Origin of the sequence: Sphingomonas sp. NFX23 (genome assembly GCF_049887795.1) — a bacterium.
GTDB lineage: Bacteria > Pseudomonadota > Alphaproteobacteria > Sphingomonadales > Sphingomonadaceae > Sphingomonas.
Genome location: NZ_JAGEKH010000001.1, coordinates 603,145 through 623,378 on the forward strand (window position 1 = coordinate 603,145; position 20,234 = coordinate 623,378).

Below are 20,234 nucleotides of genomic sequence, written 5' to 3' on the forward strand. Positions count from 1 at the left end.
TCGTCAGCCCGCACGCGCATTGAGCGTCGATGCGGGCACCATAGCATAGCCGCTCGTCGAAGCCGCGGCGAGCGGCATGTCGTTGGCGGCTCCACGGTTCCAGATCGCCGCTGCACCTCCGGCATCGCCATGCAACGACGCCATGTTCTGCCTCAGCAGCATGATCCGCTGCAGTTGCGCCGCGTCGTTGGATGGCGTGCTGCCAATACTTGACGCGTTCGCGCCAGATACGCCGCTTCCGACCAACTGGGGCGGAACGAGCGACGCAATATCATTGCCCACGGCAGTCGGGTCGCGCCACCATACCGATGCCGCGGCGGGCGCGGCGTCGGTAGCCACTACCTGTCCGGACTGACCTGACAAACCACCACGCATGCGCCCTACCGCGGTGAAACCTGTAGAGCTCGAAAAGTCAGGGCTGGACGACTGTCCATTCGCTGCGGCCCCGTTGCCACTGTCGGAAGGAGAGGCGGCTATGACGTTCGCCTTCGCTGTCGGTGTCCTCATGGGCGCTGGATCGCTGTTCGCGTCGCCATCCGCGAACCCCAAGGCGACATCATAGGCTGCACGGCTGGATCCATCCGTGAACGTCACCTTGCCAACGCCAAGAACCTCGTTCGCTTCCGCACTACCGAACGCCGAACGCGACGATTGATGAGCAAGGTCGAACTGTTTGACGCCAGCCTGTGCTAGCGACTGGACTTCGCCGGCGTCCGATCGCCCGTTTGAGTTCTTGTCGCGCCAGATCAGGAACTTGGCGAACCCAGCGTCGGCGGCGTCGAGCAGTCCGTCCTTGTTCGTGTCGTAGGCTCCCATTCCTTGGAATGCGCTCTTGGCGTTGGCCACCTTGCCTGTGAAGTCTACCTCCTTTGCGACGTCGACCTGTCCGTTCCCGTCGGCGTCGTACGCGAGGACGCCGTCCGTACCCTTCACCCAGCCGATCTGCACTGGAACTCCGGTGCGGGAGACGTCCGCTAGCGCGGTCGACTTCGTCGGATCGATCAGGTCCGCACCAGACCGATCGAAGTCGACGACGATCGCCTGCATCCGCGTCGCCGTGGTACGAAGGCCACGACCGAACAGCGTCGACCAATCGTCGCCGTGGGCAACGGACGTCCGGATCGTCTGCAGCAAGTCACCTCCCTGCATTCCGCCTGCCAGCAAATTCTGACGTGCGGCTTTCAAGGTTGGATCGAGTACATTCGCCCACCGTGCCGCCGAAGCGGGATCGATGGTCGCGTTCACGAGGCCTCCGACTTGGACTTGGGGAAGCGTGTCTACCACGCCGGCGATTAGCGCCGCGCCGCCCCCTCTGCCCAAGGCGCTGGAGGACTGAGCGTCGGCGAGTTTACCGAACGAGGCGACTTGCTCCAGCCCTTTCATCCCCAGTATCGAAGAAGCGACATCGTCGCCCAGCGCTCGCCGGGCCAACGCGACGTCGTAGGCGGTGCCTGTCGACCCATCGACCCGCATGAAGAGCGTGGTGTTGTGGACGATCGTGTCGATGTTGTCCTTTCCGTCGAAACCGGTCGGCTTGCCCTTCAGATCTATCGAGGCGACACCGGCCTCGATCAGCGAGACGACTTCGCCTTGCTCCTGCTGACCGTCCTGGTTGGCATCGGTCCATACGACCAGCTTTGCGAAGTCCGCGTCGCGGGCATCGAGCGTCCCATCGGCATTGCTGTCCCATCCGGCAAGGCCCTCAAGGTCGGTCTTGGCGCCGGCCTTGTCGCGCCTGAATGATATGTCGCCGGTATTGTCCACCCGCCCGTCGCCGTTTCGATCATAGGCCAGTATCCCGTTTGTCGGCCCGACCCAGGAAGTCCGAAGTACCTTGCCAGAGGCGTCCCGCGTAACGATGTCCGACTGAGCGACAGGCGTTATTTCGAGGCCGTCGTTCGAGAGGTCGAGCACGATCGGCGGTATGTAGCCTCCGCCGTAACCGCCATACCCCCCATATCCCCCGTATCCGCCCGGTGGAGTGCTGTCGTCAAAGTAGTTGACCGTCCATGCGATGTTGGCTTTCGTCAGATCGGTCGTCGCTCCACCGGCTTCGATGGAGAAGCTGGTGTTCCAATACGTCGTACCGTTCGTCGTGCCGACGTACTTCACCCCGCCGCCGACGATCTGCATCGTATCGGTCACCTGGGATGCGGTCAGGTTCGGGTTTGCCGGGTTCTTGACGCCGATGATGAGGTCGTTGCCGATCACCTCGTAGAGCACATCCTCCGCCGCGACGGTCGGACCGAATACGATCGTGTTCTGGCCACCGTTGTCGATGACGTAGTCACGACCGTTACCGCGCTCATAAAGGAACTGATCGTCGCCCACAGACGTCACGATCGTATCGTCGCCCAGTCCAGCGTAGATCACGCTGCCCTGATAGGAATATGCTCCATTGGCTCCGTAGATGGAGTCGGCGCCATCATAGCCGAAGATGAGGTTGCTGGTGCTGCTGTCGCCTGAGATGCCTTCGCTGCCATCGCTGCCGGCATACACTGCGTTGATTTGTGTAAGGTCGACTTGCCCCGCCCCGCCCATGTCCAGCGTCTTGATGACGTCGTTGCCCGGGGTCGCGAAGTTCGAAGACACGGACATGTACCCTGCCTCGCCACGAATGCCGATCTGCAGGGTGCCGCCTGCGTTTCCGACCCAAACGTCATCGAAAGTCACGTCCGATTTCAATTGCAACGTGTTGGACGCCGCAGCCGTGTCCGTGATGGAATAGGTGCCAAATCCCCGGCCGAAGACGTACGTGTCCGAACCGTCGCCGCCAGAGAAGACGTCTGCGCCAGCGCCGCCGTTCCACGTGACGTTGAGGGCGGATCCCAGACTCGAGAAGCTGTCATCGGAGGAAGTCCCGATCACTTGCTCGACGGAGTTAAGGGTCTGAAGCCCGCTCGATCCATCGGCGGCCAAATAGTACGCCGAAGCACCGTATGGGTCCATCGAGACCGTAATGGCAGGAGACGTGTAGGTAAACGAGTTGCCGCCGTACTCGAACGTTGTCGATCCCGCGACGAAGCCAGATTCCGAGTAATCTATCGTGTCGAAGCCATCGCCACCGTCATAGGTGTCGTAGCCTGCGGTCGCGTCGATCCAGTCATCGCCCATACCTGTCTTGATGATGTTGATGCCGGCGTCTCCGGCCATCTCGTCACCGTCAGCAGAACCGCTGAGGTTCTGGATGTTCGAGAACGTGTCCCCCGTCGCGTCTCCGCCGATTGCACGGCCGGTCGCGAGATCGACGTACACCCCGGCTGCCGATGCCGCGTATGCCGCAGTATTCGAGCCGCCGCCGCCATTGAGTTGGTCCGCCCCGCCGCCGCCTTCGAGCAAGTCGTCCCCATTGCCACCCTCGAGAACATCATCGCCGGCGAGGCCCTTCAAGGTGCTCCCGTAGTTGGTTCCTGTTAGATGATCGTCATGGTTCGACCCGGTGATGTTCTCGATCGACTGCCACTGGTCGCCATATATGCTGCTGACGACCGGAGCGACGTATCCGCCCCCCCCGATCGTGAAGTATGCCGTACCGTCCTGATCGTCGATGTTGAGTTGCCCCGCATTGTCCAACGTCAGGGTCGCGCCCGAGTGACCGCCGGTATAGGACTGCCACTTCACGCTGCCGTTCGACTTGTACATCACGAGATTGCCATCGGCGCTTAGCGTCACGCGGTTGCCACCGCCGTTCTTCGTGTTCGCTGCCCAGAGGACGGCGTTGCCAGGCCCGTAGAGAACAAGGTTCTGATCGCTTTGGAATACGAAACGGTAGTTTCCATCAGGCGAGTAGACCGCCTGATTGCTATAGAGCGTGAAGCCCGCCTGTTGGACCGTAAGGACGTTACTCGGGCCCTGTCCGCTAATGTCGGCCGTCACTCCCGTCGAGAAGCGCTCGAAAGATACCGTGTCGTTGCCGTTGCCGCCGTCTAGGAGATCGTAGGTTCCGCCCCCATCCTCGTCGGCGATGAGCGTATCGTTGCCATCGCCGCCATGGACCGTATCGGACCCGGAACCGCCTACCAGAACGTCCGCAGCGCCGCCGCCGTCGAGAGAGTCGTCGCCGTCGCCACCTGCAAGATATTCGCGCCCGATGCCGCCGATGATAAGATCGTTACCAGTGCCGCCCAGAAGCACATCGGCACCTGCACCGCCGTAGATCTGATCGTCCCCTGCCTGACCGTCGATCCAATCCCCACCGGAGCCAGCAGCCAGAAGGTCGTTCCCCTCGGCCCCGATGATCACGTCGCTGCCACCATCGTTGCCGGAGTAATATCCGTAGTTTCCGCCATAGTTCCCCGGCGTGCCGGCATAGACGGTCACAGCCCCGCTACCGGGCGCGGCAATCTCGATATCGCTTGCGGTGGACCGGTATCCAATCGACTGCTCGACATATCCCACCTGCGCACCGAATGCGGCGATGTTGATCGCCGCGCCGCCCGCCAACGAGCTTGGCAGCAAAGAGAACATGCCGATGGCGGAGGATCCCGCCGCCGCCAGTGTAAGCTGCCCGCCTCCAAGCGATGCGGTGATATCCTCGTAGTGGACGGCACTGCCGGCTGAGGCCACCCCGAAGCTCTGTAGGAACCCTTGCAATCCACCATAGAAGTCCGACGCGGCGAAGCCGCCAAGACCTAGCTCGGAGGCCCGCGCGAGCGTGACGATCCACCCCGCTGCGAAGCTCGACACGCTGATCGATCCGACTATCCGGTCGATCTGAGTCTGATTGGCGTAGTAGAACGACTGGTCGGAGTCAGATAGAGCCAGCTCGGAAGCGGAGATCGCTCTGGTCACGAACGCCTTGTTGGCCGAATAGAACGCCTGATCGTCGGCCGATAGCGATTTCCATGACGAAGATATCGCGGCGTCGATAACAGGCTCGTTCTGAAGGTAGCTGGCATAGTCGCGGGCAATCTGAAGATCGCCCAGCAGGGTAGTGATGGTGTCCGCTCCACTATTGTGAAGCGCGCGCTTGAGTATCAGGTCGCCGCCTATCAACTGGGTCTGGGGCAGTGCCCATATGACGCCCCGGTCCACTGCTTCGTTGGCGGTGCTCACGTTGACCTGGCTTCCGCCAAGCTTGACGTAGATCTGGCTGCCTGTGACGCCATAGGCCTGCGTCGGCGAATACGCGTTTGCGACGAAGCCGGGAACGCCGCCCCCCGTGACCTGAGCTATTATCCCGTTAAGCGTGTCGCGTGCCGCACGCGCCATTGCATCCGCTAGGCTGAGGTCGCCGCCATTGGCCGACGTCTCAGCGCCGAGCGCATACCGCGCAAATGGTATCTGTAGCACCGTTTCCGCTGAGGCGGAGGGGGTACGCGGCTTGTGGTGTCCGAAGAGACTTCCGAACAGATCTCCGATGATGAAGCCCACGAAGGCGCCTATCGCAACTCCCGCGACGCCAAGGCTCGCGCCGATTTTGGCGCCGAAAAGGGCGGAGTTCAGCGCCGTCGAGAAGATGGAGCCGACCGCCGAGCCAAGCGAAGCAAGCGTGGATTCGGCTACGGTGTGCGGCGTCAGGATCAGCGACGCGAGTTCTGCTCCGACGAAGCCAGCGATTCCGCTCTCGACTGCGCTGCCGAGCGACGACGGAGCCTTGATACCGAGCGCCGACCCGATCGACGTGCCGGACAGCGCCGAAGAAGCGTAGTACTGAAGGACGTTGCCGGTAACGGATGAGAACGCGTCCTGCGCAAAGCCGCTGAGGCCCACCGCTTGACCAAATTCGGCCGCCAGATAGGAACTGACGGAACCGATCGCCGCATTGACGCCGAACTGTCCGAGTTCGTTGCCGAAGTCCGACCACACCGACCCTGGTCCTGCGCCTGCGCTACCTGCTGCCCCGGGATCGATGTGGGCGCCCGGTCCGAACAGCGATTGTCCTATGTTCAACGCGACCGCTGAGATCACGCTGCCCGCGGCGGTTCCGATGACCAGGTTGGAGCCACCGATGAGGCGGCCTAGCGTCGAACCGAAGGTCTGCGCGAGTTGACTGAAGGTGACATCGAACTTCGAAGGATCGGGCGGGGGCGCGGACGGTGCCTCCTGAAGGCTGATCGGCACGCCGAGATCGAACGCCTGCAGCCCTAGAGGGCCGAACGCGATCGTTCCGTCCGAGAGATATCGGGTTCCCCAGAGCGGCCCCGCGAGAACGCCGTTCTGGTAGTTCTGGTAGGACGAAGTCGTACCGACGTTGAGGCCTAGCGGATCGAAAAGGTTGCTCCCACCGACCGAAAAATCGCCAGCTTTCCCTCTTAACGTCGTAGCGACGACGTCATAGTTGACGGCACCGAGAAGATATGACGGGCTTCCAGCGTTGTTTATGCTGCTGATCTGAGAAGGGCTCAGATAATTGGAAGTATTGTAGTTGTACAGCGAGCCGTTCAGAACGGTGTCCAAAGTTCCGATCGAATGCGACTTTCCCAAAAGATCGATAAGTGCGCTGGGCCCTCCTAAAGTTGCGGCGAAGGATAGAAGGCTTCCATATGGATTATAGACCTGTAACGGGTTAGCGTCGATCTTATAGAATGGAGATGATAGCAAGTGAGAAACAGGATCCCCAATTAGATCTGTCTCTAGGAATGAATGCCCATCCGCGATATAGTTTGAAATTCTTTGCGATATCGATCCGCCGATTTGCTGAGCAAAATCGGGGGCGATCGGCCCGGAATTATAGCCGTATCCGTCAACGCCGTATTTCAGAGCCAGCATCTGCGCGATGCCACCGCCCAGACTATGCCCGACGACGTAGTAGGAGTAGCCGGAACCCGTCCCTCCGAGCGCGCTCTGAAGCGTGGGGTAGGTTGTCGAGAAGGCATTGTTGATGCTGACGTAGTCTTCGTAACCCTGATTGATGACGTCGTTCACGCCCTGCGAAACGGTGTCGGTTCCCTTGACCGCGAACACCACCTGCTTAGTCGTTTGATTTATGAAGACAACGAACTGATCAGCGGATGCGGGTGTGATCGCGTATCCGCTGCCGTAGCTCGAGTAGTTGGTTATCGTCGACCAACCTTCTGGTGGCGCGAGGTCGATAGACTCCGGGGAGACCTTGCCACTTGGTAATGGCTGTCCTGACAACGTGGTTTGACCGGAGGTCTGCCTAATCTTGTCTACTGGGATGTAGGCAAGTTTGGCCAACGTCGCGCCGACCGCTCTATCCAGACCTCTGCCCATCTCTATCCCTTTCGTTCACGCGACCTCTGACGAATGTCCTCAGAGGTCGGCGACGACCTTCACGGTCTTCAGATATTCCACGGCGCGATCACGGTCCACGTCGGTTATTTCGCCCCGAAAAGCGAATTGAACGACGTACAGGAACTTCGCCCCTTGGAGACATTTCACGAACGTCGTCTCAGCAAGCCCACTGTTAGGTCCCGTCGGACATGTAAGCATCAAGGCCGATGTCGACCGACCTTCTACGCTCCCGTTGAGAATGTTCGTATGCTGAGCATTCGGACACGCGTTGACGTAACTTTCGCCGAATGAACGCAGGAACGCAGCGGGATTGGTGTAGGCCTGACCATCAATGCTCTGAATGGTGATCATCTGCCGCCAATTTTCAGGCCCTTCCCCGGTCGGTACAAGTTCGCGGATGGTACTGACGGCTCCTACTGCCCTTGCAGCCAAAGGGCGGAAACCCCGCGGGGTGAGAGCTACCAACCGGTCTGAAGATCGTACCGAGACGTTTAAAAAAGAAGCATTGTCGGTTTTCGTCATAACGACCGGAGGTGGTTGAGGAATCGACATTACCGGCACCGGTGCTCGTGGCTGAACCGTTTTGCCCAGACTATCGGAACACCGACTGACGGTCTCGTATCGCACGGCATGCTCGCACTGTTGACGGCGGCGGCGAATTCCGTTCGAGATACTTCCATAGCCCTTCCAACCCTCTCCGAGATCGGTCGACTCGCATTCGTTGGCGGGTCTGATTTGGTCAGTAGATCATACTCATATGACTTCCGCAATGCGGAGAATGCTCGTAATCCGGGCCATTCCGGCCAACCATCGCCAAGAGCCGGAAGCACCGCAACAAGGATGATGCGATGGCGGATCACAGACTGAGTGCGGTGTTGGCTTACCTTCGGACGCTGCTTCGCATCAGAACGCTACGGTCTCGCTCCGCCATACTTCGTCATCAGGCGAGAGCCACGGGAAGGCTGATACGGTCCGCTCGCGCCAACGTTGCCTTCTATCGCAACATCTCGACCGGCGACGCAGGGATGCCGATCGTCGACAAGGCTCTTCAGCAGCATCGTTTCGGTGAGTTCAACCGGCCTGCGATCGAGCGCCAGGAGCTCCGCAGGACGCTGGAGGAAGGACGGGAACGCATCGGTCGCCTTTTCGTGGGACAGAGCACCGGGACCAGCGGCAACAGAGGCGTCTACGTGATATCCGAGCACGAGAGGATGACGTGGCTCGGAACGATCCTCGCCAAGACGATTCCAAGAGCGATGTTCCGGCGAACACGCGTTGCGATAGCGCTGCCTGGATTCTCCGCGCTGTATGCGTCTGCAACGACGGGCAGTCGGGTACGTCTCGCGTACTTCGACCTCTCGCAACCCCTGTCAGCGTGGCGAGACGAATTTCGACTGTTCTTGCCGAGCGTGGTCGTCGCGCCACCCAGGATACTTCGTGGATTGGCTGCGGTGGGGCTACTCGGTGACGTAGAGGCGTTCAGTGCCGCCGAAGTGCTTGATCCGATTGACCGGTCCATCATTGAAAGCGCGACGGGTCGCCCATTGCGCGAGATCTACATGGCGACCGAAGGTCTGCTGGGCGTGTCGTGTCGGCACGGAACCTTGCATCTCGCGGAAGACGTTGTGAGGTTCGAATGGGAGTACACGCCGGACGGAAGGCTGGCCAACCCGATTGTCACCGACCTCGTTCGGCGCGTTCAGCCGATGATCCGCTACCGTATGAACGACCTCCTGGAACTGGCGAATGTGACTTGCCCTTGCGGATCGGCGTTCCTCGCGGTCTCGCGGATCCACGGCAGGATCGATGATGCATTCGAGTTCGCGCGCGACGACGTGACCGTTATCGTCACGCCGGATATCCTCCGCAACGCCGTCGTCGATGCGCATGATGCGATCAATGACTTCCGAATAGTCCAGCGGCTGGACGGTTCGATCGCTGTTTCACTCGACGTAGCGATGCCTGACGCTGCCCACGCCGCGGCGCGTGACAGTCTGACCAAGGTACTGGACCGCTTCGGCGTTGCAGCGCATATAATCTCGATCGTTGGATTGACGCCCCGTCTTGATCAGAAGCTACGGCGCGTCGAGCGTGAGCGAGCCTAGAGCCTCAGGATCGTCTCGTACGTCCGCTCAGGTTCGATCTTGCTGTTTGCCAGTCGCCAGATCGTCGGACCTAGCAGGTCGAGAGGCCCCTCAGCGTAGGCGGCTTCATCGTCTCGTCGGGCATCCCGTTGGATCGCCAGGATCCTTCGGTCCTGACGCAGTATCGGTAGGTGGATCAGCTTGAGCGCCAAGGCCTTAAGGCCTGCCGGTACGAGGCCACGAGGCGTCGCGAAGTGTGCCCACGGCCGCGTGACTCCGTCAGCGACCGGTTGGAAGATCACCGAAACGGATAGTCGAAGACCTTCCGGGCCTTCGAACGAGACCTCGCCGGTCGTCGGGGGGTAGAGTCTGCCGATGCTGGTCGTACGGTGCCCTTCCATGATCGTTGGGATCAGACCCGCCGCTCCCCCCTCCTCCCTGTAGATGGCTTCAGCTCCCCACGGACCGGATCTGACGCGCACCGAAACATCCTTCCGACGAGCGTCGGAACGCACCATCCAGGGGTGAACGTGATGCGGATGGGCAGGATCCAGGTGGTTTTCAAGCGCATCGAGAACGTCGGCACGCGAACTCTTGAGAGGCCACCAAAACCTGTCGAGCGTGGCATCGCACATCGTCTGCGGAAGACGCGGGAACTCCGCAGGCACTGATGCGAGCGCGACCCAGACCAGTCCCACACGTTCGACGCACTGGTAGGCGCGCGCGCGCGTGCCTCCGGAATTCGAGCCTGGGACTTCTAAGCAGGCGCCATCGCGTCCGAACCGCCATCCGTGGTAGGCGCACGCGACCACGCCGTCGGCCGCACGTCCTCGGGAGAGTGGTACCCCGCGATGCGGACAGCGATCGGCCAGCGCGAAGACGCCCTCGTCATCTCGCATCACGATCAGTGGCTGCCCCATGAGCACGACTGGCAAGGTGCGATCCGACCGGACCGCATTTGAAAATGCGACGGGATGCCAACCGGCCGCAATCGCGGATGGCCATTCCGTCACCATCCCTTAGCCTGCATCATGGGCGTCACGAAGCGATCCAGCGCTCTCGCTAGCATGGAGAAGGCGAGGCGGCGGGTTCGCGGTAGATGCTCGACATAGTAGGCGGTCCGTTCGATGACCCCCCTTGCACCCCGCAGGCGCTTGAAATGGGCAGCGCCCGCGGACCCGTGCAGGCGCATGCCTCGCTCTTGTGCTCGCTGCATGAATAGCCAGGTCGCGATCCGATAGAGGCCTCGCTCGCTGCCCTGTCCCGTATCGTATCCGACCACGGCGGGCGTCGTGATCCCACCTCTCGTCCACATTCCCGCGACGGCTAGGATCAGGCCATGAGCATCCCTCGCCGTACGGTAAGAGATCATTCCGGTTGATGAGGACAGGCCTATGAACGCAGGCGTGAACTGCGGGTTTAGATCAGAGTAGCGGTCGACGTAGAGCATGCGATAGAGTTCGGATATGCGTCGCGCATCGCTAGAGGTGACGTCGTCCAAGTCCTCGATGGCAAGGCCGCTTCGGGCGATGAGGCGCCTGTCGTTCGAGTAATTTCTCCGAGGCAGCCATTCGCGATCCAGGTCGTCGACTACCCATATCTGTCGGCTCGGCGCCAGGATCCAACCGTCCGCTTCTGCGGCGGCCAGGAGGTGGGGCGACGACCAGGGGTCAAGCGACCGTATCGCAATGACGTGGTCCGGGTAGCGTTCAACCAGTTCCCGGCGAGCCTTGGCGAGGCCGGACCCGTTCCAATTGCCATGAAGATTCGTGGAAGCCATCCAATTGTCGAGATGCACGATCCGGTTGGCGCGGGCGGCACGAAGAAGGACATCGACGCCAGCGGTGCCCGCATAGGCCAACGGCGTCCACCAGTTCCGTCCGATCAGTTCGAGTTCTCTTCGTGCATAGAGCGCGTAGGCGCTGTGTGGACTGCAGACGTAGCTGCCACCAAGTATGCCGTCGTCCCGAGTGACGGGCATGATGCGACCTTCGACCTGCATGAGGCTGAGGTCGGTCGACGTGTTCTCCACCATGGCCTGGGCTCCGGCAGATACCATGGCGTTGAGCATGGCCTCGCTCATGCCATCACTTCGCCGTTCCACTCGATATCGTCGGTCGTTTCTCCTGTCGGACTACGCAGCCGCCCTAGTCCGAGCATACCGAAACGTGCGGCATCCAGCAGCACGCCTAAGGCGGGCCCGCGGTCGCCCAAGCGCCCGGTGACGTCAATTCCGGAGCGCCACACCCGCATCCAGCGGGAAAGGCCACCTGTGGCCAAGGCGGCCGGAAGTCCGATCAACGCCATCGCCGGGCCGAGGAACCGCACCGTTCCCGGGACCGGCTCAGATAGAGCTCCGTCCCCGAGCATGGCATGGGCGATCTCTGGCCCTCCGTCGAACAGGTGCACGCCGCTGACCGTTCTCGGATTGCACTCTACGGGTGCTACGCGTCCATCGGAAGTTACGATGACGTCGTAGGAGAGCTGCCCGTCCTGCCCGACTGCCCGACCGATCCGCTCAACCGCTTCTCGGACGTCGGGACGATCGACCGCACGGAAAGCGTAGGAGGCTGAATTCGACTGTCTCAGCAACGGTTCATAGACCGCACAGGCCACTAGGCGTCCGCCCCGAATGACAGACCAGACCGAAAGTTCCGAGCCCTCGATGCGCTCCTGCGCTACCCAACGAGTGGCTGACGTCGGATGCACCGAACCGAGACGCGTTCTCGATGGCGCGACCAGCGTTCTCGTGCCGAAGCGCGAAAACTCCGGTTTGACGACGAGCCGTTCCGTGTCCTGCAAGCGATCAACGTCTCTACGCATCGTCAGAGGACTGCTTCTCGGTGCGTCGACGCCGTTCTCTCTTGCAAATCCCGGAAACTCCACCTTCGAGTGCAGGATGCGCAACGATGCGATGGTGGGCGCGAATAGGCGGTCCGTCCATCCGTCCCGCGCTGCCGCCTCAGCGAGAAAGAAGACCTCCTCACAGGTGGGCACGACGAGATCATAACCCTCGATCCGGTTGAGCAGGCTGGTGCGGAATGAACCGAAGGCGAACCTTGGAGGTGGCAGACGCAGCCGATCATAACGGGGCCGTGAGAAGCCTGCTCCAAAGGCGGTGACGGAGTCCGCGAGCGTAACCGTACAGCCCGCCGCGCGAAAGCTCCTTGCGAGGTCGAGCGCTGCGGGCGCTCGGGCGCCGGTGATCAGTATCCGTCGCATGCGTTCAGCCGGGCAGCGGATTCCGCGCAGTGAGAGGGAGTCAGGACGATCTCCGGGTTCCGGGTGGTCAGCGCATGTAATCGACCAAGCGTCGAACGGACTTCGTTGGCGTCGCCGAGGAGCGTCGCCGTGAGGGTCGGGGGCGGACGGTTTTCTCTGATTGCGCGCGAAGACCAGGCAGCGTCGGCAACAAGGAAGCGGAGACCGCCCGCCTCGCGAAGAACCAGTCCCCAGTGGCCTGGGCAGTGTCCTGGCAGCGGCACGGCCAGCAACGCCCCATCCCCAAGCACGTCTGCGCCGAGATCGAACGGCAGAAGATCACGCGGAAGGCTCACCAACGGCATGTCCTCGAAGAACGCAGACCGTGCCGGCAGATCGTCAGGTAGTACCCCCACTGGGGTTCCGGCTCTTAACGCAGCTACCCGCCCCCTGCCCCAGACCCGCTGAAGTCCGGCCTTGGCACAGTGCACGATCGCGTTGGGGAACCGCTTGAGACCGGAACTGTGATCGCCATGAAAATGCGACAGGACGATGTGCGCGATGCTGTCTGGGTCGATACCTGCGTCGATCAGTACATCTGCAACGGGTGTAGCGATGGTGGGTGGTGTCAACAGACGATATAGGCGTTCGGGAAGATGTTCCGTCGCCTTCAGGAAGGCTGGATCGTAACCCGTGTCGAAGAGGACCAGTCCCTCGTCCGGATGTCTGATGACTCCCACGAGAGAAGGAAAAACGGCCGGCTTCAAGGCTCCCCCGCGGATCGTCATGAATTCCGGATGACGGCATGATCCTGTATCCACCAGACGAAGTCCGACCTGCTTCAGCACGGCACGATCCGATCCAACATCTCGGCCGGTCCGAAACGCGGTTGCCAACCTAGTTTCAGTTCGGCGTCCGTCAACGAGAACGTCCGCGACCAAGACAGCGTCGAAGCCGAATACCGCGTGACTGCTGGTTCGCTTCCGCGGAGCCTGCCGAGCCACTCGGAAGTAACGGAGGCTCCGTTCAGAAGGGCTTCCGGCACATTCGGCATCATGAGCTTGAGGTTCAATCTGGCTGCGAGCGTGCGCGCCATTACCGCCACGCGGACCGGTTCGCGCCCGGCGACGTTGATGATGCCGCGGGCATCGCCCATTGCGGCGCACTCGAACGCCTCAGCCGCATCGCGCATGTCGGTCGGATGGAACATGGCCGATCCGCCATTGCCCAGAGGAAGCCATCCCGTTTGCATGACGCGCAGAAGCCTAGGCAGGATCGCGCGGTCTCCATCGCCGATGACGGCGGAGGGACGGATCACGAGCGTCGACATGCGACTCTCGCCTTGAACGGTTCGTTCTGCAAGAAGCTTGCTCCATGCATAGTCGTTGATGGGTCGGTCAGCCGGTGGCGAGTCGGCACGAAGGTCTAGCCTATGCCGTCGCGCTGCGAATATGGCCGGAGACGAGGCGAATACGAACCGGCGGACCCCCGCGTGACCTGCAGCCGCCAGCAGCCGCGTAGTCGCGACGACGTTGTCCCGCTCGAATACGCTACGCTTTCCCCAGGGAGAGGACCTAGCGGCGAGATGCACGACGACCGAGATTCCATCTAGCATGGGCGCAAGATCGTCCTCCGCGAGGTCGCCGCTCACGACCCTGACGCCAGACCATCCCAGATCGTGTGGAATCCGACGGACGGCAGCAGTCACGTCGACGCCTCGCCCGACGAGACGCGGGACAAGCGCACGCCCGATTCCCCCCGCCGCTCCGGTGACGAGGATGCTCACCAACGAATGAGTGCTCCCCCGAGAGACAGTCCCGCGGACGAACCGATGAGCAACGAGGTGCTGCCTTCCGCCAGCCAATCTCGTCTTTTCGCCTCGGCGAGTGCGTGCGGCAGGCTAGCTGCGATCTGATTACCGCTCTGGGCGAAGATGTTCATGATCCTTGGTACCGGTCCCCCTTGGAATACCCCCTCCAGGTGTCTGAGCGCATGACTGGAAGCCTGATGGGGGATGACCGTGTCGCACGCATGCATGGAAAGTCCAGCATCGGTGAACAGCCGAGACAGAAAGGGCGGCAACAGCTTCGCCGTCGCTTTGAACAGTCTCGGCCCCGCCATGTGAAAGCGGCTGCCGCCGAGGAATGCCTCCATATCGTCGTGAGGTCTCAACTTCGTGCCTCCGGCCTCGAGGCCGCAGAGGTCGGCGTGGTCACCGTATGTTGCGATGCTCGAGGCAAGGAGAACGGACCGTCCGCCCACCTCGATGGCGACGGCTGCCGCGCCGTCGCCGAAGATCGCGGAACTTCTTACGTCGTCATGGTTCAACGCGGCGGAAGCGATGTCGGCGGAGGCTATCACCACCCGCTGCCAACGCCCAAGCAGCAACCCCATCAATGCATGATCCAAACCTACGAGAAAGGAGAGGCAGGTCGCGTTGACGTCGATCGCGGGGATCCCGCTTCGTCCCAGGCCGAGATTTCGCTGGACCAGCGGGGCCGTTCCCGGGATCGCCTGTTCACCGACCCCGCATGCGCAAATCAGCGCATCGACATCGCATCTGTCCCAACCGGCGTCGTTGATGGCAGCTTTGGCGGCCTCGGAAGCCATCATGCTGCTGGTCTCGTCGGAGGCGGCGACGCTCCTCGTCTGTATTCCTAAGGCTGCTGAAGTTCCAACGGACCGTCCATGGCGCAAATCGAGTTCGTCGGACGAAACGAGATTGCGCGGCAGATAAGTGCCCACGCCTGCCAGCTTGAATCCGAACCGTTCTGCCCATCCCATCGGAACGCCTCTGACCCCTCGTTAATTCTGGCAGGGGACATCGACCTGCCGGTCCGGTGACAACCTCACCGTTCTCGTCCCGCTTCGCTGATACTACGTTGGAGTGGAGACCAAAGGAAGTCGATCACCCGACGGCGGCCGGTCACGATCTCCGCAGTCACCGCCATGCCAGGCGAGATCGTGGCAGACCGACCGTCCACCATCAGCGTGCGGCGGAGCAGCCGCACGCGAACGGGAAACACCAGACCGCGGTGCTCATCCACGGTGGCGTCTGGCGATATCCGCTCCACGCTGCCCGGCAGTACGCCATAGCGCGTGAAGGGGTAAGCCTCCAGCTTGACGGCGGCGGACATGCCCGCGCGGACTCCGCCAGCGTCACGGTTCAGCAGAAGCGCCTCGACGACCAAGGGTTCGTCATCGGGGACTATGGTGATGAGCGGCTTCCCCACCTCGGGGACTTCGCCGATGTTGGTCACGGTGATTTCCTGCACGATGCCCGAAACAGGCGCGCTGAGGCGCTGCAGGCCGCGTTTCCGGTTCGCTTCGCGGACGACGTTGCCTCGCGTCGCAACGACGCCCTCGGCTTCGGCGCGCTCCTGCGCGGCGCGACTGATGAACTCCTCCCGGGTCTGTGCTCCTTCACCACGGATAGCGGCTATCTGCGCGCGCGCCTCGGCGACCTTGGCGATCTGGCCCTGAAGATCCTGCTCGGCCGAGACGTACGCCTGCTGCTGCTGGAGCAGCTTCTGCCGCGCGCCGAAGCCCTGTGCCGCCAATCCCTCCTGCAGGTTGAGCGCTTCGCGAAGGAGCGGCAGGGTGCGCTGCAGCTTCCCGATTTCAGCCTGTGCCCCAGCCAAGGCCGCCTCCGCCCCGATACCGCGCTGTCTGATGGACTCAAGCTTGGCGCGATACTCGTCGATCCGCGCGGCGACCAGCTGGCGCTCCGCTTCCACTGCGGCGGGCTCTGCGCCAGACGGGGGTGTCACCACGGCGCCCCTGCCCGTGATGTAGTCGATCAGTGCGCTGTCGCGCGCCCGCGTGAGACCGGCGGTCGACAGTTCAGACCGAGCCGTGTCCGCCTCGGCCTCCGCTATCGTGGGGTCCAGTTCGATAAGGGTCTGCCCTGCCGTGACGTGCTGCCCCTCGCGCACCTCGATGGATCGGATCACGCCTTGTTCCGCGGCTTCCACCGAACGCAACCGCCCCTCCGGCACCAAGCGGCCCTCCGCGACCGCGACGGTGTCGACATGGGCGAGGAACGCCCAGAGCATCGCTACCGCCGCTGCCCCGATGATGGTCCAGATGATCGTCCGCCCGATCGGAGAAGGCGGTCGTTCCGTCACCTCGAGCGCGGCCGGAAGGAATTCCGTGTCCTGCCACTGCGTCCGCCCTGCGCTGCGCGCGCGGCTTTCCTCCCGCCATGCGTGAAATGCGACGCGCATATGCCGCATCACGGTCATGCGATCACTCCGTGCATCTGAAGGTTCCACAGTTGCGCATAGCGACCGCCGGCCGCGATCAGCGTCTTGTGGTCGCCCTCCTCGGTGATCTCGCCGTTCTCCATGGTCACGATGCGGTCGGCCGCACGGATCGCCGACAGGCGATGCGCGATTATCATGACGGTGCGCCCGGAGACGATGGACCGCATGTTGGCTTGGATCACCGCCTCGCTTTCGGCGTCGAGTGCGCTTGTCGCCTCGTCGAGGATGAGGATGCGGGGATTGGTGATGAGAGCCCGGGCGATCGCGATCCGCTGGCGCTGCCCGCCCGAAAGGTTCGCGCCACGCTCCTCGATCAGGGAATCGTAGCCCTCGGGCAGTTCCAGAATGAAATCGTGTGCTCCGGCCATCTTGGCCGCCGACATCACCGCCTCGGCAGGCAGGCTCGGGTCGGCGAGTGCGATGTTCTCGCGAATGGTGCGGTTGAAGAGGAGGTTCTCCTGCAGCACGACCCCGACCTGACGCCGAAGCCATGCCGGATCCACCAGGGAGAGATCGACGCCGTCGACCAGCACTCTTCCGCTCTCGGGAACGTATAGGCGCTGGACGAGCTTGGTGAGCGTAGATTTTCCCGATCCCGACGGCCCCACGATCCCGAGCACCTCACCCGGCGCGACGTCGAGGCTGACGCGTCGCAGCGCCTCGCGCGCACCGGCCCGATAGCGGAAGGTGATGTCGTCGAAGCGGACCGCGCCCTGAACGTTCGGTAGCGCGGATCGCGAAGGGGAGAACTCTGCTTCGATCGGCGTGTTGAGGATGTCTCCCAGACGCGCGAGACCGACGCGTGCTTCCTGGAACTGCTGCCAAAGTCCGGCGAGACGCAGCACCGGTTCGGATACGCGGCCGGCGAGCATGTTGAACGCCACGAGTTCGCCGACGGTCATCTTCCCTTCGATCGCGAGCTTGGCGCCGAAGAAGAGGATGAGCGCGGTCGTCACCTTGTTGACGAACTGTATCGCCTGCCCGCCCCAGATGTTCAGTCGAGCGGCCCGGAATCCGGTCTGGACGTATCCCGCAAGCATGGTCTCCCAACGGCGCTGCATCTGCGGTTCGACCGCAGCGGCCTTGAGCGTCTGGATGCCCGAGATGCTCTCCACCAGAAAAGCCTGGGTCTCAGCGCCGCGCCTGAACCGTTCGTCGATCCGTCTTCTGAGAGGCGGCGTCAGAAGAACGCAGATCAGGACGTAGAGGGCGATCGCCGCCACGACGATGATGAGGAGGGTAGTCGAATAGAACCACATCACGGCCAGGAAGATGAACGTGAAGAGGAGGTCGATGATGAGGGTCACCGACGAGGACGTCAGGAACTCGCGGATGGTGTCGAGTTCACGCACGCGCGCCACCGAATCGCCGACGCGTCTCGACTCGAAGTAGGACAGCGGCAGTCCTAGCAGGTGACGGTACAGCTTCGCCCCGAGTTCCACGTCGACGCGACTGGTCGTGTGGGTGAAGAGGTACGCTCTCAGTCCGCCTAGCAGCGTCTCGAACGTTATTATGCTTATCAGCGCGACAGCGAGCACGTTGAGCGTCGTGACGCCCTTATGTACCAGGACCTTGTCGATCACGACCTGGAAGATGAGCGGCGTGGCCAGCGCGAATATCTGGAGCACGAGCGAGGCTGCCAGCACTTCACCGATCAGTCCGCGATACTTGACCAACGCTGGGATGAACCAGGTTACGTCGAACTTGCCGAGCACGCCAGATTCCGCGCGCGTAGTGAGCAGCACGGCCTCACCGGCCCAGCGACGCTCCAGTTCGTCGAGCGACAGTTGTTCCGGTGCTCCATTGGGCGGCTGAATGAGCGCGGCGCCATCCCTCACGCCGGCGATGACGAAATATTCCCCCGCACGGTCAAGGGCGATGAGCGGAAGCGGCGTAGCCGCCAGCTTGGAGAGAGGGATCGTCTTCACCCGCGCTCGCGCGCCAAGCCGTCGGGCAAGCCTTACCAAATCGGTAGGAGACGGCGAAGCCGACCCGACCGCATGTCGAAGCTGTGCCAAATCCGTCGGAATCTGGAGGAAGGCAAGGATCAGCGAAAGAGCTGTTAATCCGCTGTCGTTTGCCGGCGTCGGACCGGAACTCTCCATCCTCTACCCCTCCGTCAACGGCTGATACCGCCTTGAATCGACCGGCGGGCGACTGTGTTCAGCAGTAGTTCGCTCGACAGTCCAGGTCTATAGTGGAACACGAGCATCTCGAGTGACGCCTGGTCCGATGGCAAGTCTTTCTAGTTCCAAGCCACTTTCAAATTGACGACTCCTGAAAAATTCCTGCCCTCCCGGTCCGTCTCGCGCGATCCGAACGGCGAACCGCGCCGCCGCACTATGCGAGAGGGACCACAGGTTCCTGACCTACCTTCTGCAACGTCTTCAACTGCAGATGCGCGCCGATGAGATCGCTGAATCCCAGACGCTCTTTCGGGTGGTGCGAGCGGACGTGGCCTCGGGTTCGCCATTGGATGCGGTCGCTTGCTTGAGTCGGTTGAGAGAGCGGATCTGAAAATGTTAGTCGGCTAAGTCGTACGATTGTCCCACGTCGTGCTCAGACGAATGTGAGCGTGTGAAGGATACGCGATAAACCCGAGAAGGCTGTTGGTTGGCGACCCATCGCGCGCGGTTGCCGAAGGGACAGCCGACGTTTGTAAGGCCGACTTCGCAAAAAAGATCTCACGCGTTCAGATCGAGCATGAGACGGCATGTCCGTGCGCCGGGCGCATAACATCGTCCTACTTTACCCGATGACGACGTCCTTGCTTACCGGCTGCTGTTCCACTGACGCAAAACACCCTTTCGGTCCGAAGACTGCCATCTCCTTCACCCGCGATGCCTAGTCGTAGCCGAGGATTGCGGAGCGGTCACTCATCGTCCCCGTTCATCCTTCTGAACCTTCTACTGGTCCGCCATGGGGCAGCACCGATCGTTCGCGGAGCGTGGCATATCGAGCGGCCAGGTTAAGATGGATCGCCTTCACCGCGGGATCGGTGGCCGCCGCCGCCAGGTCCAGTTCCTGGCCTACCCTTCGCGCATAATACTGCTCGTTATCTTCGATGGTCATCGGCCCGCCCTTCTCAACCGGCACGACAGCGCGCAGTCCTGAAATTGCACGGCATGTTCCGCGCTCGAGTGCTCGACTACCACTTCGGGGCCAACAAGCATCCGCAAGGGAAACAGATTGCACCGGAATGGACGTTGTTAGCCCCGCAATTGTCTATGACAAGCGGATCGGTCACGATCTCACCTGCGGGAAAAGCCCGGCCGAGCAAGAGGCGTGGCGACCAGTGTTCCGTGACATCCGGCGATCGTTCCTCTGAGGCGCCCAGCCGCGTACATGTACTGACGATCCGATATTCCGACAGTTCGAAACGTGATGATCGGTCGCGCCCAACGACGTGCCATCCAAACCACGATCGCCGCGTGACGGCGTTCGCCTCGAACCGTGATAGGATCAGGCAAAACCCATTGGGTTCAGA

At 62.0% G+C, this 20,234-nt stretch carries 12 protein-coding genes and 1 pseudogene; 1 reads left to right on the forward strand and 12 read right to left on the reverse strand.

Annotation, left to right across the window (positions count from 1 at the left end; all coding sequences use genetic code 11):
• Window positions 1-3: 3 nt before the first annotated feature.
• Together J4O76_RS02865 and J4O76_RS02870 are read right to left on the reverse strand one after the other, a co-directional pair.
• Window positions 4-6,399 carry a hypothetical protein gene (locus J4O76_RS02865; protein ID WP_426280108.1) on the reverse strand — a complete coding sequence of 2,132 codons (6,396 nt, stop codon included), beginning with the start codon at window positions 6,397-6,399 and terminating at the stop codon, window positions 4-6.
• 816 nt (window positions 6,400-7,215) lie between these two features.
• Window positions 7,216-7,719 (reverse strand): hypothetical protein, encoded by a 504-nt coding sequence (locus J4O76_RS02870; protein ID WP_426280109.1) that lies wholly within the window; start codon window positions 7,717-7,719, stop codon window positions 7,216-7,218.
• Window positions 7,720-8,045: 326 nt separating this feature from the next.
• Between J4O76_RS02870 and J4O76_RS02875 the strand changes: the two genes are divergently transcribed.
• On the forward strand, window positions 8,046-9,302 hold the full coding sequence (locus tag J4O76_RS02875) for a F390 synthetase-related protein (protein WP_426280110.1): 1,257 nt from the start codon (window positions 8,046-8,048) through the stop codon (window positions 9,300-9,302).
• Here the strand turns inward: J4O76_RS02875 and J4O76_RS02880 are convergent.
• The 10 genes and pseudogenes from J4O76_RS02880 to J4O76_RS02925 all read right to left on the reverse strand — a co-directional run bounded on the left by J4O76_RS02880 (window position 9,299) and on the right by J4O76_RS02925 (window position 19,819).
• On the reverse strand, window positions 9,299-9,682 hold the full coding sequence (locus J4O76_RS02880) for a hypothetical protein (protein ID WP_426280403.1): 384 nt from the start codon (window positions 9,680-9,682) through the stop codon (window positions 9,299-9,301). The genes J4O76_RS02875 and J4O76_RS02880 overlap by 4 nt on opposite strands.
• A gap of 351 nt (window positions 9,683-10,033) precedes the next feature.
• A pseudogene (locus J4O76_RS02885) lies at window positions 10,034-10,297 on the reverse strand (Rieske 2Fe-2S domain-containing protein); the annotation flags it as partial.
• A complete protein-coding gene (locus J4O76_RS02890; protein WP_426280111.1) occupies window positions 10,291-11,364 on the reverse strand; it encodes a hypothetical protein in 1,074 nt (357 codons plus the stop codon). The pseudogene J4O76_RS02885 and the gene J4O76_RS02890, both read right to left, overlap by 7 nt.
• Entirely contained in the window at window positions 11,361-12,503 is a 1,143-nt protein-coding gene (locus tag J4O76_RS02895) for an ATP-grasp domain-containing protein (protein WP_426280112.1), read from the reverse strand. The genes J4O76_RS02890 and J4O76_RS02895 overlap by 4 nt, the downstream gene beginning before the upstream one ends.
• Window positions 12,488-13,330, reverse strand: coding sequence for an MBL fold metallo-hydrolase (locus tag J4O76_RS02900; protein ID WP_426280113.1), 843 nt, complete (start codon window positions 13,328-13,330; stop codon window positions 12,488-12,490). The genes J4O76_RS02895 and J4O76_RS02900 overlap by 16 nt, the downstream gene beginning before the upstream one ends.
• Complete coding sequence (locus J4O76_RS02905) at window positions 13,324-14,268, reverse strand: NAD-dependent epimerase/dehydratase family protein (RefSeq protein WP_426280114.1); 945 nt, start codon at window positions 14,266-14,268, stop codon at window positions 13,324-13,326. The genes J4O76_RS02900 and J4O76_RS02905 overlap by 7 nt, the downstream gene beginning before the upstream one ends.
• Window positions 14,265-15,227, reverse strand: a complete 963-nt coding sequence (locus J4O76_RS02910; RefSeq protein ID WP_426280115.1) for a 3-oxoacyl-[acyl-carrier-protein] synthase III C-terminal domain-containing protein — start codon at window positions 15,225-15,227, stop codon at window positions 14,265-14,267. Before J4O76_RS02910 ends, J4O76_RS02905 begins: the two co-directional genes overlap by 4 nt.
• Before the next feature lie 104 nt (window positions 15,228-15,331).
• Window positions 15,332-16,726 (reverse strand): HlyD family type I secretion periplasmic adaptor subunit, encoded by a 1,395-nt coding sequence (locus J4O76_RS02915; protein ID WP_426280116.1) that lies wholly within the window; start codon window positions 16,724-16,726, stop codon window positions 15,332-15,334.
• Window positions 16,723-18,852: a type I secretion system permease/ATPase gene (locus J4O76_RS02920; protein ID WP_426280117.1), complete on the reverse strand. Its 2,130-nt coding sequence runs from the start codon at window positions 18,850-18,852 to the stop codon at window positions 16,723-16,725. Before J4O76_RS02920 ends, J4O76_RS02915 begins: the two co-directional genes overlap by 4 nt.
• Before the next feature lie 784 nt (window positions 18,853-19,636).
• A complete protein-coding gene (locus J4O76_RS02925) occupies window positions 19,637-19,819 on the reverse strand; it encodes a hypothetical protein (RefSeq protein WP_426280118.1) in 183 nt (60 codons plus the stop codon).
• Between the last annotated feature and the right edge of the window lie 415 nt (window positions 19,820-20,234).